Raw genomic sequence first — 13,812 nt, 5'->3', positions numbered from 1 at the left:
TCCCCTTCCGCTGCCGATCCGGTGCCATGAAGTCCCTGCTGCACACTGCCGCGCTCTGCGTCGGCCTGCTCGTCGCCCCTGCCAGCGTGCTGGCGGCGCCCGACGCCGACCCCAAGCCCGACCCGAAAGACGACAAGACCGAAGCGCCTGCGCTGCCCGCCGATGCCTCGGCGCGCCAGAGCATGCGCCTGGCAGGTCGCACGCTCGACTACACCGCCACCGTCGGCACCCTGCCGGTGCGCGATGCCAAGGGCAAGGTGATCGCCGATGTGGTGTTCACCGCCTATACGATGCCGGGCAAGGACCGGCCGGTGACCTTCGCGCTCAACGGCGGTCCCGGCGCGTCGTCGGTGTACCTCAACATGGGCGCGATCGGACCCAAGGTGGTGACCTTCGGCTCCGAGGGTGACAGCGCGTCGGCGCCGGCGACCCTGCACGACAACCCGGGTACTTGGCTGGACTTCACCGACCTGGTGTTCATCGATCCGGTCGGCACCGGCTTCAGCCGCGCGCGCATTGGCGACGAGGAAGCGAAGAAGCAGCTGTACAACCCTGCCGCCGACATCGAATACCTGTCGCGCTCGATCTACGACTGGCTGCTGCGCAACCAGCGCATGGCATCGCGCAAGTACCTGACCGGCGAGAGCTACGGTGGCTACCGTGGCCCGCGCATCACCCACTTCCTGCAGACCCGGCTGGGCGTGGCGATGAACGGCCTGGTGCTGGTTTCGCCCTACCTGAGCCCGACCCTGGAAGACAACGCCGACGTCTCGCCGATGGCGTGGATGCAGACGCTGCCGTCGATTGCTGCCGCGCACCTGGAGCGCCAGGGCAGGTTGACCGATGCGGCGATGCGTGAGGTGGTGGAGTACACCCGTGGCGACTACGCCACCGCATTGATGAAGGGCCGCAGCGATCCGCAGGCGACCGAGGCGATGCTGCGCCGGGTGACCGAGCTGACCGGGCTGGACCCGCAGTTCGTGCGCCGTGCCGGTGGCCGCCTGGAAACCCAGGCCTACCTGCGCGAAGTGTTCCGCGACAAGGGCACGCTGGGCAGCCGCTACGACTCCAACGTGACCGCGTTCGACCCATTCCCGAATGATCCGGAACAGCGCGCCAACGATCCGCTGCTGGACAGCATCATCGCGCCGACCACCACGGCGATGGTCGACTTCGTGACACGCGTGGTCGGCTGGAAAGTAGATGCGCGCTACCAGGCGCTGAACTACGACGTGAACCGGTTGTGGGACCGCAATGGCGAGCTGCGCCAGGGTGCGGTGACCCAGCTGCGCCAGGCAGTGGCGATCGACCCGCACCTGCAGGTGCTGATCGTGCATGGCTGGAACGACCTGTCGTGCCCGTTCATGGGATCGATCCTGACCGTGGACCAGATGCCGACGATGGGCAGCAATCCGGACCGGGTGCAGGTACGCAGCTATCCGGGCGGGCACATGTTCTACAGCCGGGCCGACAGCCAGGCGGCGTTCCGCAAGGATGTGCAGGCCCTGTTCCAACGGAATTGAGGGGTTCGGCCGGGCCTGCGGCCCGGCACCCGCTGACTGCAACGGCAAGATCAACGGCAAAAGCGGGCTTCCTGAGGGCTGGCGAGGTTCCTGCTGCTGTTGGTGGGTGTCGACCTTGGTCGACACACTGGATACCGAAGAATGATCTGCCATGAAAAAAGCCCGCCGGAATCCGGCGGGCTTTTTTCGATTGTCGGGGTCAGATCCCTTTCCTCAGGGGAAGGGCTCTGACCCCAGGGCTGCGGGCATCAGGTCCAGCCGAACAGCTCGAACAGCTTCAGGATCAGGTAGGCGCAGCCGCCGGCCGCCGGGATGGTCAGGATCCAGGCCCAGACGATGCGCTCGATCACGCCGAACTTGAGCGAACGCGGGTTCTTGGCGAAACCGACGCCCATGATCGCGGTGGAGATGCTGTGCGTGGTCGAGACCGGCATGCCGAAGTGGGCCGCCAGGGTCAGGATGGTGGCCGAGCTGGTCTCCGCGGCGAAACCGTGGATCGGGTGCAGCTTGACCATCTTGTGGCCCAGGGTCTTGATGATCTTCCAGCCGCCCGAAGCGGTACCGGCCGCCATCACCACCGCACAGGTCAGCACGATCCACATCGCGATGCCGTCGCCGGCATGCGCATCCGGGTGCATGAAGGCCAGCCAGGACGGCAGGTCATCCAGTGCGCCGGTGGCTTCGGCACCGATCAGGGTCATGGCGATGATGCCCATCGTCTTCTGGGCGTCATTGTGGCCGTGGGCAAAGCCCATGTAGGCCGCCGACGCGATCTGCGCCTTGCCGAAGAACGCGTTGACGATGCGCGGACGGGCCAGGCGGCCGATGGCACCACCGATCTTGGCCAGGCCGGCGATCAGCGCCCACAGCAGCACCATCACCACGATGCCGAGCAGGAAGCCGGCGATCGGCGAGGTGATCATCGGCACGAACACCTTCCACAGCAGGCCCTTGTTCTGCGCCCAGCTGCCCAGGCGCTCGGACCAGATCAGCGCGTCCCAGTTGTTGTGGGCCGCGGCCAGGCCGGCACCGCAGAGGCCACCGATCAGCGCGTGCGAGGACGAGGACGGCAGGCCCTTCCACCAGGTGATCAGGTTCCAGATGATGCCGCCCAGCAGGGCGCACAGGATCACCTGCGGGGTGACCTCGACCACGTTGGTGTTGAGCAGGCCCGAGGCGATGGTCAACGCCACCGCGGTGCCGGTCAGCGCACCGATGAGGTTCATGAAGGCGGCCAGCATCACCGCCCAGCCGGGCGAGAGCACCTTGGTCGCCACCACCGTGGCAATGGAGTTGGCAGTGTCGTGGAAGCCGTTGATGAACTCGAAGACGAGCGCGGCCAGGATCACCACCAGGACAAGGGTCAACATGCGGCGGCGTCCGTCAGCTGTTCTTCAACACGATCTGGTACGCCACCACGCCGGCCTCGCGGCAACGGTCGATGGCCTTTTCCAGGATCTCGAAGAATTCCTTCAGCAGGAACATCTGCAGGTTGTCCAGGCGGCCCGAATAGATGTCGCGGTACAGCTCGAGCATGAGGCGGTCGGCCTCGTTCTCCAGCGAGCGCAGCTTCTCGTTGAGCGCGGTCATCCGGTCCAGGTTCATGTGGCGCAGGTCGGCCACCATCTCCACCACCACGCCGGCGGCCTGTTCCAGCATCGCCGCGCGCGGCGCGAAGTCGATGTGCTCCAGGTGCGTCGTGGCCAGCGAATAGCGATCGGCGAACTTCTCGATCTGCTTCGGAATCTTGTACAGCGCCGAGCCCAGCGCTTCGATGTCTTCGCGCTCGATCGGGGTCATGAAGCTGTCCACCAGCGCCTGGCTGATCTTGTCCGAGGCGGCGCGTTCGCGCAGGCGGGCCAGCTTGAAGGCGTCCAGCGCGGGCTGGCGATCGGCCTCGCGCAGCATGGAATGCAGTGCCTTGGCGGCGTCGGACGCCGCGACGGCAGCCTCATCGAGCAGGGTGTAGAACTGTTTGCCGGAACCGAAAATGGTCTGCAGAGAGAACATTGAGAAACCTGTCAGCCGTCGCGGGAAGGACGGCACCAGACGGAATTATGACGGCTAGATGACCATCACGGGTATCCCCGCCCCCTTTCGGGGCGCCGGAACCCCCAACCTGAACAGGCGGTTGCCACCCTGCCACGCCCCTTTGCTAAGATGCCAGCGCGCCTTCGGGCGCACCTTATGGACGACGACCCTTATCCCCCTGCGCCGCGCCGGACCCCGTTCCTGAGCGCCTGCCGCCATCGCAAGCACCCGCCCTCCCTGCCACCAACCGGGGACGACGCCCGTGTTTGAAATGATCCTGATTGTCTTCGCGCTTGTTCTGCTGAACGGCTTCTTCGCCATGTCCGAGATGTCGGTCATGACCTCGCGCAAGAGCCGCCTGAAGCAGATGGCTGCCACCTCCAAGCGCGCGGCCAAGGCGCTGGAGCTGTCGGAGAAGCCGGAGAGCTTCCTGTCCACCGTGCAGATCGGCATCACCGTGATCGGCGTGCTGACCGGCTACCTCGGCGGTGAGGCGCTGGGCGAGGCCTTCGCCGGCTGGATCCAGGGGCTGATGCCGGGGTTTGCGTACGCGGGCAACATCGGTACCGCACTGGCCGTCAGCCTGATCACCTTCATCACGCTGATCTTCGGCGAACTGGTGCCCAAGCGCCTGGCGCTGACCCGCTCAGAGGCGATTGCCGGCCTGGTCGCGATGCCGATGAGCTGGTTGGCCAAGCTGGCCCTGCCCTTCGTCTGGCTGCTGTCCAAGACCACCCAGCTGGTGCTGCGCCTGTTCGGCCTGGGCAAGGATGAAGTCGCCTCGGTGACTGAAGAAGAGATCCGCATGCTCGTGGCCGAGAGCCATGAAGCCGGCGTGATCGACGCCCACGAGCGCGACATGATGAACCGTGTCATGCGCCTGGGTGACCGCACCGCCGACAGCCTGATGACCCCGCGCAACCGCATTGCCTGGCTGGACACTCAGGCCGGGCTGGAGCGCAACCTGGAAATCATGGCCGAGCACGAGTTCTCGCGGTACCCGGTGTACCGCGACAACGACATGGACGTGGTCGGCGTGCTTGAACTGAAGTCGCTGGCCACGCGCATGGCGCGCGGCGACAACGCGCTGTTCCAGACCCTGCGCGAACCGCTGTACGTCTCCGAATCGACCCACGCGATGAAGCTGCTGGAGATCTTCCGCGAGGAACAGCAGTCGATGGCGCTGGTGGTGGACGAGTACGGCGAGATCCAGGGCCTGGTGACCATCAGCGACCTGATGGGCGCCGTCGTCGGCCGCCTGCAGGCGGTGGAGAATGCCGATGAAGACGCGCTGGTGGTGACCCGCGAGGACGGTTCGCTGCTGGTGGATGGCTCGCTGCCGATCGAAGACCTGCGCGAGCTGATCGGCAGCAACGAGCTGCCCGATGCCGAGGACGGCGATTACTACACCCTGGCCGGCATGTGCATCCACTACTTCGGCCGCATCCCGCACGCAGGCGAGTACTTCGACTGGGCTGGCTGGCGCTTCGAAGTGGTCGACCTGGACGGTGCGCGGGTGGACAAGCTGTTGCTGCGCACGCTGTCCGACGAGCAGGCCGATGAGCTCACCGCCTGAGGCCGGCCAGGGTCAAGGCGGCGAGCGCCCGGCCTACCGCAACGAGGGCATCCGCACCCTGCTGGAGATGTTTGCCTCCGGCGACCCGGCCGAGCACATGCCGCTGGGCCAGATTCTCGGCAACCTGCAGCAGAGCGCGTTCGGCGTGTTCCTGTTCGTGGCGATCCTGCCGTCGTTCATCCCGATCCCGGGCATGGGCGGCGCGGTCAGTGGCCCGCTGGTGATCCTGATCGGCCTGCAGATGCTGTTCTGCCTGCGACGGCCCTGGCTGCCCGGTTTCATCGCCCGCCGCGGGCCCAAGCGCGGCACCATGCACCGTTTCCTGGACCGCATCGACCGGCCGCTGCGGCGCCTGGACAGGATGCTGAGGCCACGCCTGCCGCAGCTGCTGACGCCCCTCCCCGCCCACGCCTTCAGCGGCCTGCTGCTGGTGCTGCTGGGCCTGCTGCTGTCGTTGCCGATTCCCTTCACCAATTTCTTGTTCGGCTTCCAGCTGCTGCTGTTTTCGCTGGCGCTGCTGGAACGCGATGGCGCGCTGATGCTGTTCAACTGGATCGCGGCGTTGGCGGCGATCGCCTTCTTCGGTTTCAGTTCGGGGCAGCTGGTGGGTTACACGGTGGACCTGTTCCAGCGCTGGTTCTGAGCCGGAACCCGGTAGAACCGGCCGCTGGCCGGCCGCCACGTTTCCAGGTTTGCCGGCCAGCGGCCGGCACTACCAATACCGGGCACCGGTCATCACCTACTGAGGCTGTTCAACTGGATCGCCGCGACGGCGGACCTGTTCTTGCGTTGGTTCTGAACCGGAACGCGGTAGAGCCGGCCGCTGGCCGGCTGCCACCTTTCCAGGTCTGCCGGCCAGCGGCCGGCACTACCAATACCCGGGCATCGGTCATCACCGACTGGTGCTGTTCAACTGGATCGCCGCGACGGTGGACCTGTTCCAGCGCTGGTTCTGAGCCGGAACCCGGTAGAGCCGGCCGCTGGCCGGCTGCCACGTTTCCAGGTCTGCCGGCCAGCGGCCGGCACTACCAATACCCGGACACCGGTCATCACCGACTGAGGCTGTTCAACTGGATCGCCGCGACGGTGGACCTGTTCCAGCGCTGGTTCTGAGCCGGCACTACCAATACCCGGACACCGGGCATCACCGACTGAGGCTGTTCAACTGGATCGCCGCGACGGTGGACCTGTTCCCGCGTTGGTTCCGAGCCGGAACCCGGTAGAGCCGACCGCTGGTACTGCCACGTTTCCAGGTCTGCTACCAGCGGCCACACTACCAATACGGGACGACGGGCATCACCGACTGAGGCTGTTCAACTGGATCGCCGCGACGGTGGACCTGTTCCAGCGCTGGTTCTGAGCCGGAACCCGGTAGAGCTACCGCTGGTAGCTGCCACGTTTCCAGGTCTGCCTACCAGCGGCCGGCACTACCCGTACCGAACATCGGTCATCACCGAAGATCGATGAAGCCGTTGTCGGCCAGGTGCGCCGGCTCGTCCTGCACCGCCGACAGCACGAAATTCAACGCCTTGCCCAGCAGCGTGCCCGGACCATCCCAATACTCGGCCGAATCGGCCCGCACGTGGATCAGGCGCAGGTTGGGGTCATCCTTGCCGCCGGGGAAGAACAGCTTCATCGATGGCGACCACAGTTCCTCGATCTTCGCGCGGTCGTCAACGATGCGCGCGCGCCCTGCCACCGAGACGTAGGTGTTCTTCGAAGGCGAGGCATAGGCCACGTTGACGTGCGGATCAAGCGCGATCTCGGCAACCTTCGGGCTGTCGGCGGTGATGACGAACCACAGGTCACCGTCGAAGGTGACCTGCTGGGTGGCCAGCGGTCGGCTGTAGAGCCGCCCGTCGACGCCGGTGGTGGTGAACATCGCCACCTCCACGTCCTTGATCAGTTCGGCCAGCTGGGCGATGTGTTCGGCGCGGGTATCCGCCATGGGAGGCTCCAATGGGTAGAGCCCCCATCAGACCCGTCGCGGCTGCAACGGGCCGTGACGCCATTGTTCAGCCCGCGTGGCGGGCGTGCCAGGCCTGCATCGCCAGTTCGAACGAACGCAGGCGCGCGCGGTGGTCGTACAGGTTGGCGGTGAGCATCAGCTCGTCCGGCGAGTGCCGCTCAACGAACGCGGCGATGCCATCGGCCACCTGCTGCGGATCGCCGAGCACGGTGCAGGCCAGGGCCCGCTCCACGCCGAGCTTTTCGTGCGGCTCCCAGAACGCTTCGATGTCGTCGATCGGCGCCGGAATCTTGCCCGGCCGGCCGCGGCGCAGGTTGACGAAACTCTGCTGCTGGCTGGTGAACAGGCGGCGCGATTCGGCCTCGCTGTCACTGGCGACGACATTCAGGGCCAGCATCGCGTGCGGCTGCTTCAACGTGGCCGAGGGGCGGAACTCGCGGCGGTACACCGCCAGCGCCTCGTCCATGGCGTCGGGCGCGAAGTGCGAAGCGAACGCATAGGGCAGGCCCATCGCGGCGGCCATGCGCGCGCCGAACAGGCTGGACCCCAGGATCCAGGTCGGCACCCGCAGGCCACCGCCCGGAACCGCCTGCACCGCCTGCCCGGGCTGTACCGGCTCGAAGTAGTGCAGCAGTTCGCGCACGTCCTGCGGGAACTGGTCGGCGCTGTCAAAGTAGCGGCGCAGTGCACGCGCAGTCGGCTGATCGGTGCCCGGCGCACGGCCGAGGCCGAGATCGATGCGGTCCGGATACAGCGACGCCAGCGTGCCGAACTGCTCGGCCACCTGCAGCGGCGCATGGTTGGGCAGCATGATGCCGCCGGCACCGACGCGGATGCGCCGCGTGCCGCCCGCGACGTGGCCGATCAGCACGGCCGTGGCCGCGCTGGCGATGCCCGGCATGTTGTGGTGTTCGGCCAGCCAATAGCGGCGGTAGCCCAGCGCATCGGCATGCTGGGCCAGTTCCAGCATGTTGGCGAAGGCGGCGGTGGTGTCACTGCCCTCGCAGACCGGGGCCAGGTCAAGGATCGACAACGGGATCATCAGCGGTTTTCCGTCACAGGATCCCCCTGCATGGGGTCGGCCGGGCGCAGCGGCCAGTGCCGGTGGCAGGATGCTGATTCCCGCGGCGCGGGTTCGGCGCTGACCGGGCCGATCCGGGTGCCCTGATCCGCGACAAGCGCGATTGGTAGTGCCGGCCGCTGGCCGGCATTCAGGTAGAGGGCTTCGCGCTCGGCCAGCGGCCGGCTCTACCGGAGCGCGGTCAGAACGCGCTCGGGCGCGGCTCCGGCAACGGCTGGTCGACCATCGGCTTCAGTTCCGCATCCAGCGCAATGCGCTCGTCGAATACGAAGCAGCGGCCTTCGTAACCCTCGCCGCCCACCTCCTCGAAGTACCCCAGGATGCCGCCGTCGAGCTGCAGGACGTTGTCCATGCCGTCGTTGACCATCCACAGCGCCGCTTTCTCGCAGCGGATGCCACCGGTGCAGAAGCTGACCACCGTGCTGTCCTTCAACGCTTCGCGGTGCGGCGCCAGCGCCTCGGGCAGCTCGGTGAACTTGTGGATGGGCAGCACCAGCGCATCCTTGAACGTGCCGTACTCCACTTCCTGCAGGTTGCGGGTATCGAGCATCACCACCGGCTTGCCGGCGTCGTCATGCCCCTGCCGCAGCCAGCGCTGCACGGTGGCCGGGTCGACCGCCGGTGCGCGCGGATAGTCCAGCGGTTGGCCGTCATCGCGACGGAAGCTGATGATCTCGTCCTTCACCTTGGCCTTCAGCCTTGCGAACGGCTGGTGCTCACTCAGGCTGGTCTTGACCCGCATATCGGCGAAACGCACATCGGCGCGCAGCGCCGCGTAGAAGTCCTCGACCGCGTCCGGTGCACCGGCCAGGAACAGGTTCAGTCCCTCGCCCGCCACCAGGATCGTGCCCCGCAACCCGGCCGCCTGGGCACGCGCCAGCAGCTGGTCGCACAGGGCCTGGGGGTGGTCGATGACGGCGAAATGGTAGGCAGCGGTGTTGGCGATCATCCCGCCATTTTAGCGCCTCCCGCTCGCACAGACAGATTCGGGGGTCAGCGCCCTCTGCACGGCAGAGGGATCCGGCCCCGGCAGGCACCCGAAACCTGTCAGAGGCAGGGCGGTGTGGGCAGGCGGGACCGTTGGCGCCATGGATGGCGCCATCGAGCCCCCAAGGGTGAGGGCGCTTTGCTTGCGAAGCACTGCGTCGCAAGCGCCCGAACGCACAGTCGCCAGCGGCTGGGCCGGACCGCGGAGCGGGGTTTACGGCGTGTCCAGCCTGTCCACACCGCCCTGCCCGCCAGGGATTGCCTGCTGTTGCTGTTGCCGTTGCATCGGCGGGTGCCGGGTGCAACCCGGCCGAACGCTCTACCCCCGCAACAGCACGAACGGCAGCAGCACCAGCGCCGCCGCAGCCACCATCCCCAGTAGTACCAGCACCACGTAGACCGGCCGCCGCCGGAACAGGCTGCCGAAGGTCTCCGCCGTGCCATCCCGCAACGCCTGCTCGCGCTCGGCCCGCACGCGCACGCCGCGCGCCGCCTGGTACTCGGCCATCAGCGCCTTCGCGCGCGGATGATCGGCGTCCTCGCGCAGCCACAGGCCACCGTTGGAAATGCCCCAGGGGCTGGGTTCGGTGCGATACCAGGCGATGCCGTGCTGGTCGAGCAGCGTGCAGACATCGGCATATTCGTCGTCGCCGACATTGCGCAGATTGAGCAGGAGTTTTGCCATGCCGCCATGATACCCGGCGCCGATGCGCTACCCTTGCCGCCCTCGACCTGCGCCTACCGGAGACGCCCGATGCGCCGCCTGCTGCTTCCCCTGCTGCTGTCCCTCGCCGCCGCTGGCTGCTCGACTGAACCGTCCGGCCCGCCGCCGGGGGGCACCCTGACCACCTTCGAGCGCATCGATACCGTCGCCGGCACCGGCACCGAAGCCGTTCCCGGCACCAAGGTCACCGTGCACTACACCGGCTGGATCTACGACAACCGCACCGAGACCAAGCACGGCAAGACCTTCGACAGCTCCTTCAAGCACGGCCAGCCGTTCACCTTCGCGCTCGGTGCCGGCCAGGTCATCCGCGGCTGGGATGAGGGCGTGGCCGGCATGAAGGTCGGCGGCAAGCGCACGCTGATGATCCCGCCGGACTACGGTTACGGCGACCGCGGGGTCGGCCCGATTCCGGCCGGTTCGTCGCTGGTGTTCGACGTCGAGCTGCTTGATGTCAAACCGTAATTCCGCCGATGCGCGTCGGGTTGCCGTGATCGGCGGTGGCCCGGCCGGCCTGTTCGCTGCCGAGCGCCTGCGCGCCGCCGGGCTGGACGTCGACCTGTACGAGGCGAAGGGGTCGCCTGGCCGCAAGTTCCTGATCGCCGGCAAGGGCGGGCTCAACCTCACCCACTCCGATCCGCGTCCGCTGTTCGACCGCCGTTACCGCGAACAGGCCGCTGCCGTGGGCCGCTGGCTGGACGGCTTCGACGCGCAGGCACTGCGCGACTGGGCCGCCGGCCTGGGCGTGGAGACCTATGTGGGCAGCTCGGGCCGCGTGTTCCCGGTCGACCGCAAGGCCGCGCCGCTGCTGCGCGGCTGGGTGCGCCGCCTGAAGGAACAGGGCGTGCGCCTGCATGCCAACCATCGCTGGATCGGCTGGAGTGACGACGGCGCGCTTCGCTTCTCCACTGAAGCGGGCGAAATCGAGGTTCACGCCGATGCCACCGTGCTGGCCATGGGGGGCGGCAGCTGGCCACAGCTGGGCAGTGATGGCGCCTGGGTCGCTGCCCTGCAGGCGCGTGGCGTGGATGTCGCGCCGCTGCAGTCGGCCAATTGCGGTTTCGATGTGGACTGGACGCCGTTCTTCGCCCAGCGCAACGCCGGCGCGCCGTTGAAGCCGGTGGTCGCGCACTGGATCGACCTGGACGGACAACCACAGTCGCTGCAGGGCGAATGCGTGGTCAGCGGATACGGCATCGAAGGCAGCCTGGTCTACGCACTGGCGGCGGATCTGCGCGAGACCGTCAACCGTGATGGCCACGCCATGCTGTGGTTGGACCTGGTGCCGGGCCGCGACGAGGCGCGCCTGGTGGCCGAACTGTCGCGCCCGCGCAAGGGCCGCAGCTTCGGTGAGCACCTGCGCCGCCAGGCCGGGCTGGATGCGGTGAAGGCCGCGCTGGTGTTCGAGTTGCTCGGCAAGGACGCGGGCAACGACCTAGCGTCGGTCGCTGCCACGCTCAAGCGCCTGCCGCTGCGGCTGCTGCGGCCGCGACCCATGGCCGAAGTGATCAGCACTGCCGGCGGCGTGCGCCTGGATGCGATGGACGACGGCCTGATGCTGCGGGCAGTGCCCGGCGTGTTCTGCGCCGGCGAGATGCTGGACTGGGAAGCGCCGACGGGTGGCTACCTGCTGACCGCGTGTTACGCCAGTGGCCTGCGCGCGGCCGAGGGCGTGATCGGGTGGCTGGCCGGGCGGTGATGCCTGCGTTGTAGCGTCGAGCAAGCTCGACGCTACATCACCACGGCCGGCGCATGCTCACCGAGGCCAGCGCCACGCCGCTGGGATGCGGGTAAGCCTCTTCGCGCACGCTGACAAAGCCCTGACGTTGATAGAACGGTACCGCGTTGAGCGAGGCCGACAGCACTACCTCACGCTCACGATCGGCCATCGCCAATAGGCGCTGCATCAGCGCCTGGCCGATCCCTTTTCCGCCACGATCCGGATCGACAAACAACGCGTCGACCTCATTGGCCTCGGCATCAAACACGCCGAAACCGAGCAGGCCGCCCTGCCCGTCCTCGGCCACCACGCAACCGCCCTGCCCCAGCAACCGCGCGTACTGTGAAGGTGGCGGCGATGCCGACCACGGTGCAATGACCTCGGGAGGGTAGTGACTGCTGCAGGTTTCACGCACACAACGCGTGCGCAGCGCCCACAGCGTGGCGACATCATCGATGGTGCCGGTCCTGAACTGCATGCCGTCTCCTTGTAGCGTCGAGCCCTGCTCGACTGTTCTTCGTTCCAGACAAGCAGTCGAGCATGGCTCGACGCTACAGGGACATTAGCGCGACTTGCTGGCGCGCAGCGCCTGGATCTTCGGCGGCGGTTGGAACGAGTCGCTGCGCGCATCGGCCCAGAACGCATGGAACACCGCATGGTCGGGCACCTTGTGCAGCAGCTCGCCCGGTTCCAGGTAACGGTAGAGCGAGGCCAGCGAGCGGATCTCGACAGGCGAGACACGACGCAGGATGTGCTCGGGCCCCAGTTCGGCCGGATCGTTCAGGCCCGCGGCACACAACAGCTCCTTCAACGCATGCAGCGTGTGCTCGTGATAGCTGTACACACGGGTGGCCTTGTCCGGCGCGTCCAGGTGCTTCCAGCGCGCCGGGTCCTGGGTGGCGATGCCGGTCGGGCACTTGTCGGTGTGGCAGCTCAGCGACTGGATGCACCCCAGTGCGAACATGAAGCCACGACCGGCGTTGCACCAGTCGGCACCGAGGGCGATGGTGCGCGCGATGTCGAATGCACTGGTGATCTTGCCGGCCGCGCCGATGCGGATGCGCTCGCGCAGGTCCAGGCCGACCAGGGTGTTGTGCACCAGCAGCAGTGCTTCGTGCATCGGTACGCCGACATGGTCGACAAATTCGGCCGGTGCCGCGCCGGTGCCGCCCTCGGCACCATCGACCACGATGAAGTCCGGCAGCAGCCCGGTTTCCTGCATCGCCTTGGCGATGCCGAACCATTCCCACGGGTGGCCGATGGCCAGCTTGAAACCAACCGGCTTGCCACCGGACAGCGCGCGCAGCCGGGCCACGAACTGCAGCAGCTCGACCGGCGTGGAGAAGGCCGAGTGACGCGACGGCGAGACGCAGTCCACGCCCATTGGCACGCCACGGGTGGCCGAGATCTCGGCGGTCACCTTCGGTGCCGGCAGCACGCCGCCGTGGCCGGGCTTGGCGCCCTGCGACAGCTTGATCTCGATCATCCTGACCTGGTCGTGGGTGGCATTGGCGATGAAGCGCTCTTCGCTGAAGCCGCCCTTCTCGTCACGGCAACCGAAATAGCCCGAGCCGATCTCCCACACCAGATCGCCGCCCATCTCGCGGTGGTACGGCGAAATCGAACCTTCGCCGGTGTCGTGGTAGAAACCACCGCGCCGCGCGCCTTCGTTCAATGCGCGGATCGCATTGGCCGACAGGGAGCCAAAGCTCATCGCTGAAATATTGAACACGCTCGCCGAATACGGCTTTGCACAGTTGGCACCGATCAGCACGCGGAAATCGTGCTTGGCGATGGCGGTCGGCGCCAGCGAGTGGTTGATCCACTCATAATCCACCGCATAGGTGCTGCGCAGGGTGCCGAACGGCACCGTGTCCATCTCGTTCTTGGCGCGCTGGTAGATCAGCGCACGCTGCTGGCGCGAGAACGGCACGTCCTCCAGGTCGCTCTGCACGAAGTACTGGCGGATCTCCGGGCCGATCGATTCCAGGCCGTAGCGGAAATGCGCCATCACCGGATAGTTGCGGCGCAGCGTGCTGCGCTTCTGCAGCAGGTCCCAGGTCCCCAGCGCCACCATCGCGGCAGTCAGGCCGACGCCCCAGTACCAGGCCGGCCAGATCGTGGCCAGCCACAGGCAGATGGGAAACATCAGGATGGCGAGCAGGTAGACGATATACCGGTGCATGGCGTTCCTTGGTTGC

At 67.1% G+C, this 13,812-nt stretch carries 13 protein-coding genes; 5 read left to right on the top strand and 8 right to left on the bottom strand.

Features of this window, described 5'->3' with window-relative positions; translation table 11 throughout:
• Window positions 1-26: 26 nt before the first annotated feature.
• Complete coding sequence (locus NSQ78_RS08275; RefSeq protein WP_057493676.1) at window positions 27-1,523, top strand: S10 family peptidase; 1,497 nt, start codon at window positions 27-29, stop codon at window positions 1,521-1,523.
• A 248-nt stretch (window positions 1,524-1,771) separates the two neighbouring features.
• Here the strand turns inward: NSQ78_RS08275 and NSQ78_RS08270 are convergent, their stop codons facing one another.
• Window positions 1,772-2,893 carry an inorganic phosphate transporter gene (locus NSQ78_RS08270; protein ID WP_064238092.1) on the bottom strand — a complete coding sequence of 374 codons (1,122 nt, stop codon included), beginning with the start codon at window positions 2,891-2,893 and terminating at the stop codon, window positions 1,772-1,774.
• Between the two features lie 13 nt (window positions 2,894-2,906).
• A complete protein-coding gene (locus NSQ78_RS08265) occupies window positions 2,907-3,533 on the bottom strand; it encodes a DUF47 family protein (RefSeq protein WP_004152833.1) in 627 nt (208 codons plus the stop codon).
• A gap of 292 nt (window positions 3,534-3,825) precedes the next feature.
• On the opposite strand from NSQ78_RS08265, the gene NSQ78_RS08260 reads away from it, so the two are divergent.
• On the top strand, window positions 3,826-5,130 hold the full coding sequence (locus NSQ78_RS08260) for a hemolysin family protein (protein ID WP_032959200.1): 1,305 nt from the start codon (window positions 3,826-3,828) through the stop codon (window positions 5,128-5,130).
• A complete protein-coding gene (locus NSQ78_RS08255; protein WP_064238090.1) occupies window positions 5,114-5,773 on the top strand; it encodes an exopolysaccharide biosynthesis protein in 660 nt (219 codons plus the stop codon). Before NSQ78_RS08260 ends, NSQ78_RS08255 begins: the two co-directional genes overlap by 17 nt.
• Before the next feature lie 807 nt (window positions 5,774-6,580).
• On the opposite strand, the gene NSQ78_RS08250 is transcribed toward NSQ78_RS08255, so the two are convergent.
• The 4 genes from NSQ78_RS08250 to NSQ78_RS08235 all read right to left on the bottom strand — a co-directional run bounded on the left by NSQ78_RS08250 (window position 6,581) and on the right by NSQ78_RS08235 (window position 9,852).
• Window positions 6,581-7,078 carry a pyridoxamine 5'-phosphate oxidase family protein gene (locus tag NSQ78_RS08250; RefSeq protein WP_064238088.1) on the bottom strand — a complete coding sequence of 166 codons (498 nt, stop codon included), beginning with the start codon at window positions 7,076-7,078 and terminating at the stop codon, window positions 6,581-6,583.
• Window positions 7,079-7,145: 67 nt separating this feature from the next.
• Window positions 7,146-8,141: an LLM class flavin-dependent oxidoreductase gene (locus NSQ78_RS08245; RefSeq protein WP_053463437.1), complete on the bottom strand. Its 996-nt coding sequence runs from the start codon at window positions 8,139-8,141 to the stop codon at window positions 7,146-7,148.
• Between the two features lie 220 nt (window positions 8,142-8,361).
• Complete coding sequence (locus tag NSQ78_RS08240; protein ID WP_064238087.1) at window positions 8,362-9,129, bottom strand: sulfurtransferase; 768 nt, start codon at window positions 9,127-9,129, stop codon at window positions 8,362-8,364.
• 357 nt (window positions 9,130-9,486) lie between these two features.
• Window positions 9,487-9,852, bottom strand: a complete 366-nt coding sequence (locus tag NSQ78_RS08235) for a DUF6164 family protein (protein WP_049468563.1) — start codon at window positions 9,850-9,852, stop codon at window positions 9,487-9,489.
• Window positions 9,853-9,921: 69 nt separating this feature from the next.
• Between NSQ78_RS08235 and NSQ78_RS08230 the strand changes: the two genes are divergently transcribed.
• Both NSQ78_RS08230 and NSQ78_RS08225 read left to right on the top strand, forming a co-directional pair.
• The gene (locus NSQ78_RS08230; RefSeq protein WP_053463440.1) at window positions 9,922-10,356 is read left to right on the top strand and encodes an FKBP-type peptidyl-prolyl cis-trans isomerase; all 435 of its coding nucleotides are present in this window, start codon (window positions 9,922-9,924) and stop codon (window positions 10,354-10,356) included.
• The gene (locus NSQ78_RS08225) at window positions 10,343-11,590 is read left to right on the top strand and encodes a TIGR03862 family flavoprotein (protein ID WP_064238085.1); all 1,248 of its coding nucleotides are present in this window, start codon (window positions 10,343-10,345) and stop codon (window positions 11,588-11,590) included. The genes NSQ78_RS08230 and NSQ78_RS08225 overlap by 14 nt, the downstream gene beginning before the upstream one ends.
• Before the next feature lie 37 nt (window positions 11,591-11,627).
• Here the strand turns inward: NSQ78_RS08225 and NSQ78_RS08220 are convergent, their stop codons facing one another.
• Both NSQ78_RS08220 and NSQ78_RS08215 read right to left on the bottom strand, forming a co-directional pair.
• Window positions 11,628-12,089 carry a GNAT family N-acetyltransferase gene (locus NSQ78_RS08220; RefSeq protein ID WP_064238083.1) on the bottom strand — a complete coding sequence of 154 codons (462 nt, stop codon included), beginning with the start codon at window positions 12,087-12,089 and terminating at the stop codon, window positions 11,628-11,630.
• Window positions 12,090-12,173: 84 nt separating this feature from the next.
• Entirely contained in the window at window positions 12,174-13,796 is a 1,623-nt protein-coding gene (locus NSQ78_RS08215; RefSeq protein WP_064238081.1) for an FMN-binding glutamate synthase family protein, read from the bottom strand.
• Window positions 13,797-13,812: the final 16 nt, after the last annotated feature.

Source organism: Stenotrophomonas sp. FSL W7-1447, from assembly GCF_037966425.1.
GTDB lineage: Bacteria > Pseudomonadota > Gammaproteobacteria > Xanthomonadales > Xanthomonadaceae > Stenotrophomonas > Stenotrophomonas pavanii.
This window is presented reverse-complemented; position numbering and strand designations above follow the sequence as displayed.

Coding starts and splice junctions, on each gene's coding strand:
- NSQ78_RS08275 (WP_057493676.1), top strand. CDS start 27: ATGAAGTCCCTGCTGCACACTGCCGCGCTCTGCGTCGGCCTGCTCGTC.
- NSQ78_RS08270 (WP_064238092.1), bottom strand. CDS start 2,893: ATGTTGACCCTTGTCCTGGTGGTGATCCTGGCCGCGCTCGTCTTCGAG.
- NSQ78_RS08265 (WP_004152833.1), bottom strand. CDS start 3,533: ATGTTCTCTCTGCAGACCATTTTCGGTTCCGGCAAACAGTTCTACACC.
- NSQ78_RS08260 (WP_032959200.1), top strand. CDS start 3,826: ATGATCCTGATTGTCTTCGCGCTTGTTCTGCTGAACGGCTTCTTCGCC.
- NSQ78_RS08255 (WP_064238090.1), top strand. CDS start 5,114: ATGAGCTCACCGCCTGAGGCCGGCCAGGGTCAAGGCGGCGAGCGCCCG.
- NSQ78_RS08250 (WP_064238088.1), bottom strand. CDS start 7,078: ATGGCGGATACCCGCGCCGAACACATCGCCCAGCTGGCCGAACTGATC.
- NSQ78_RS08245 (WP_053463437.1), bottom strand. CDS start 8,141: ATGATCCCGTTGTCGATCCTTGACCTGGCCCCGGTCTGCGAGGGCAGT.
- NSQ78_RS08240 (WP_064238087.1), bottom strand. CDS start 9,129: ATGATCGCCAACACCGCTGCCTACCATTTCGCCGTCATCGACCACCCC.
- NSQ78_RS08235 (WP_049468563.1), bottom strand. CDS start 9,852: ATGGCAAAACTCCTGCTCAATCTGCGCAATGTCGGCGACGACGAATAT.
- NSQ78_RS08230 (WP_053463440.1), top strand. CDS start 9,922: ATGCGCCGCCTGCTGCTTCCCCTGCTGCTGTCCCTCGCCGCCGCTGGC.
- NSQ78_RS08225 (WP_064238085.1), top strand. CDS start 10,343: ATGTCAAACCGTAATTCCGCCGATGCGCGTCGGGTTGCCGTGATCGGC.
- NSQ78_RS08220 (WP_064238083.1), bottom strand. CDS start 12,089: ATGCAGTTCAGGACCGGCACCATCGATGATGTCGCCACGCTGTGGGCG.
- NSQ78_RS08215 (WP_064238081.1), bottom strand. CDS start 13,796: ATGCACCGGTATATCGTCTACCTGCTCGCCATCCTGATGTTTCCCATC.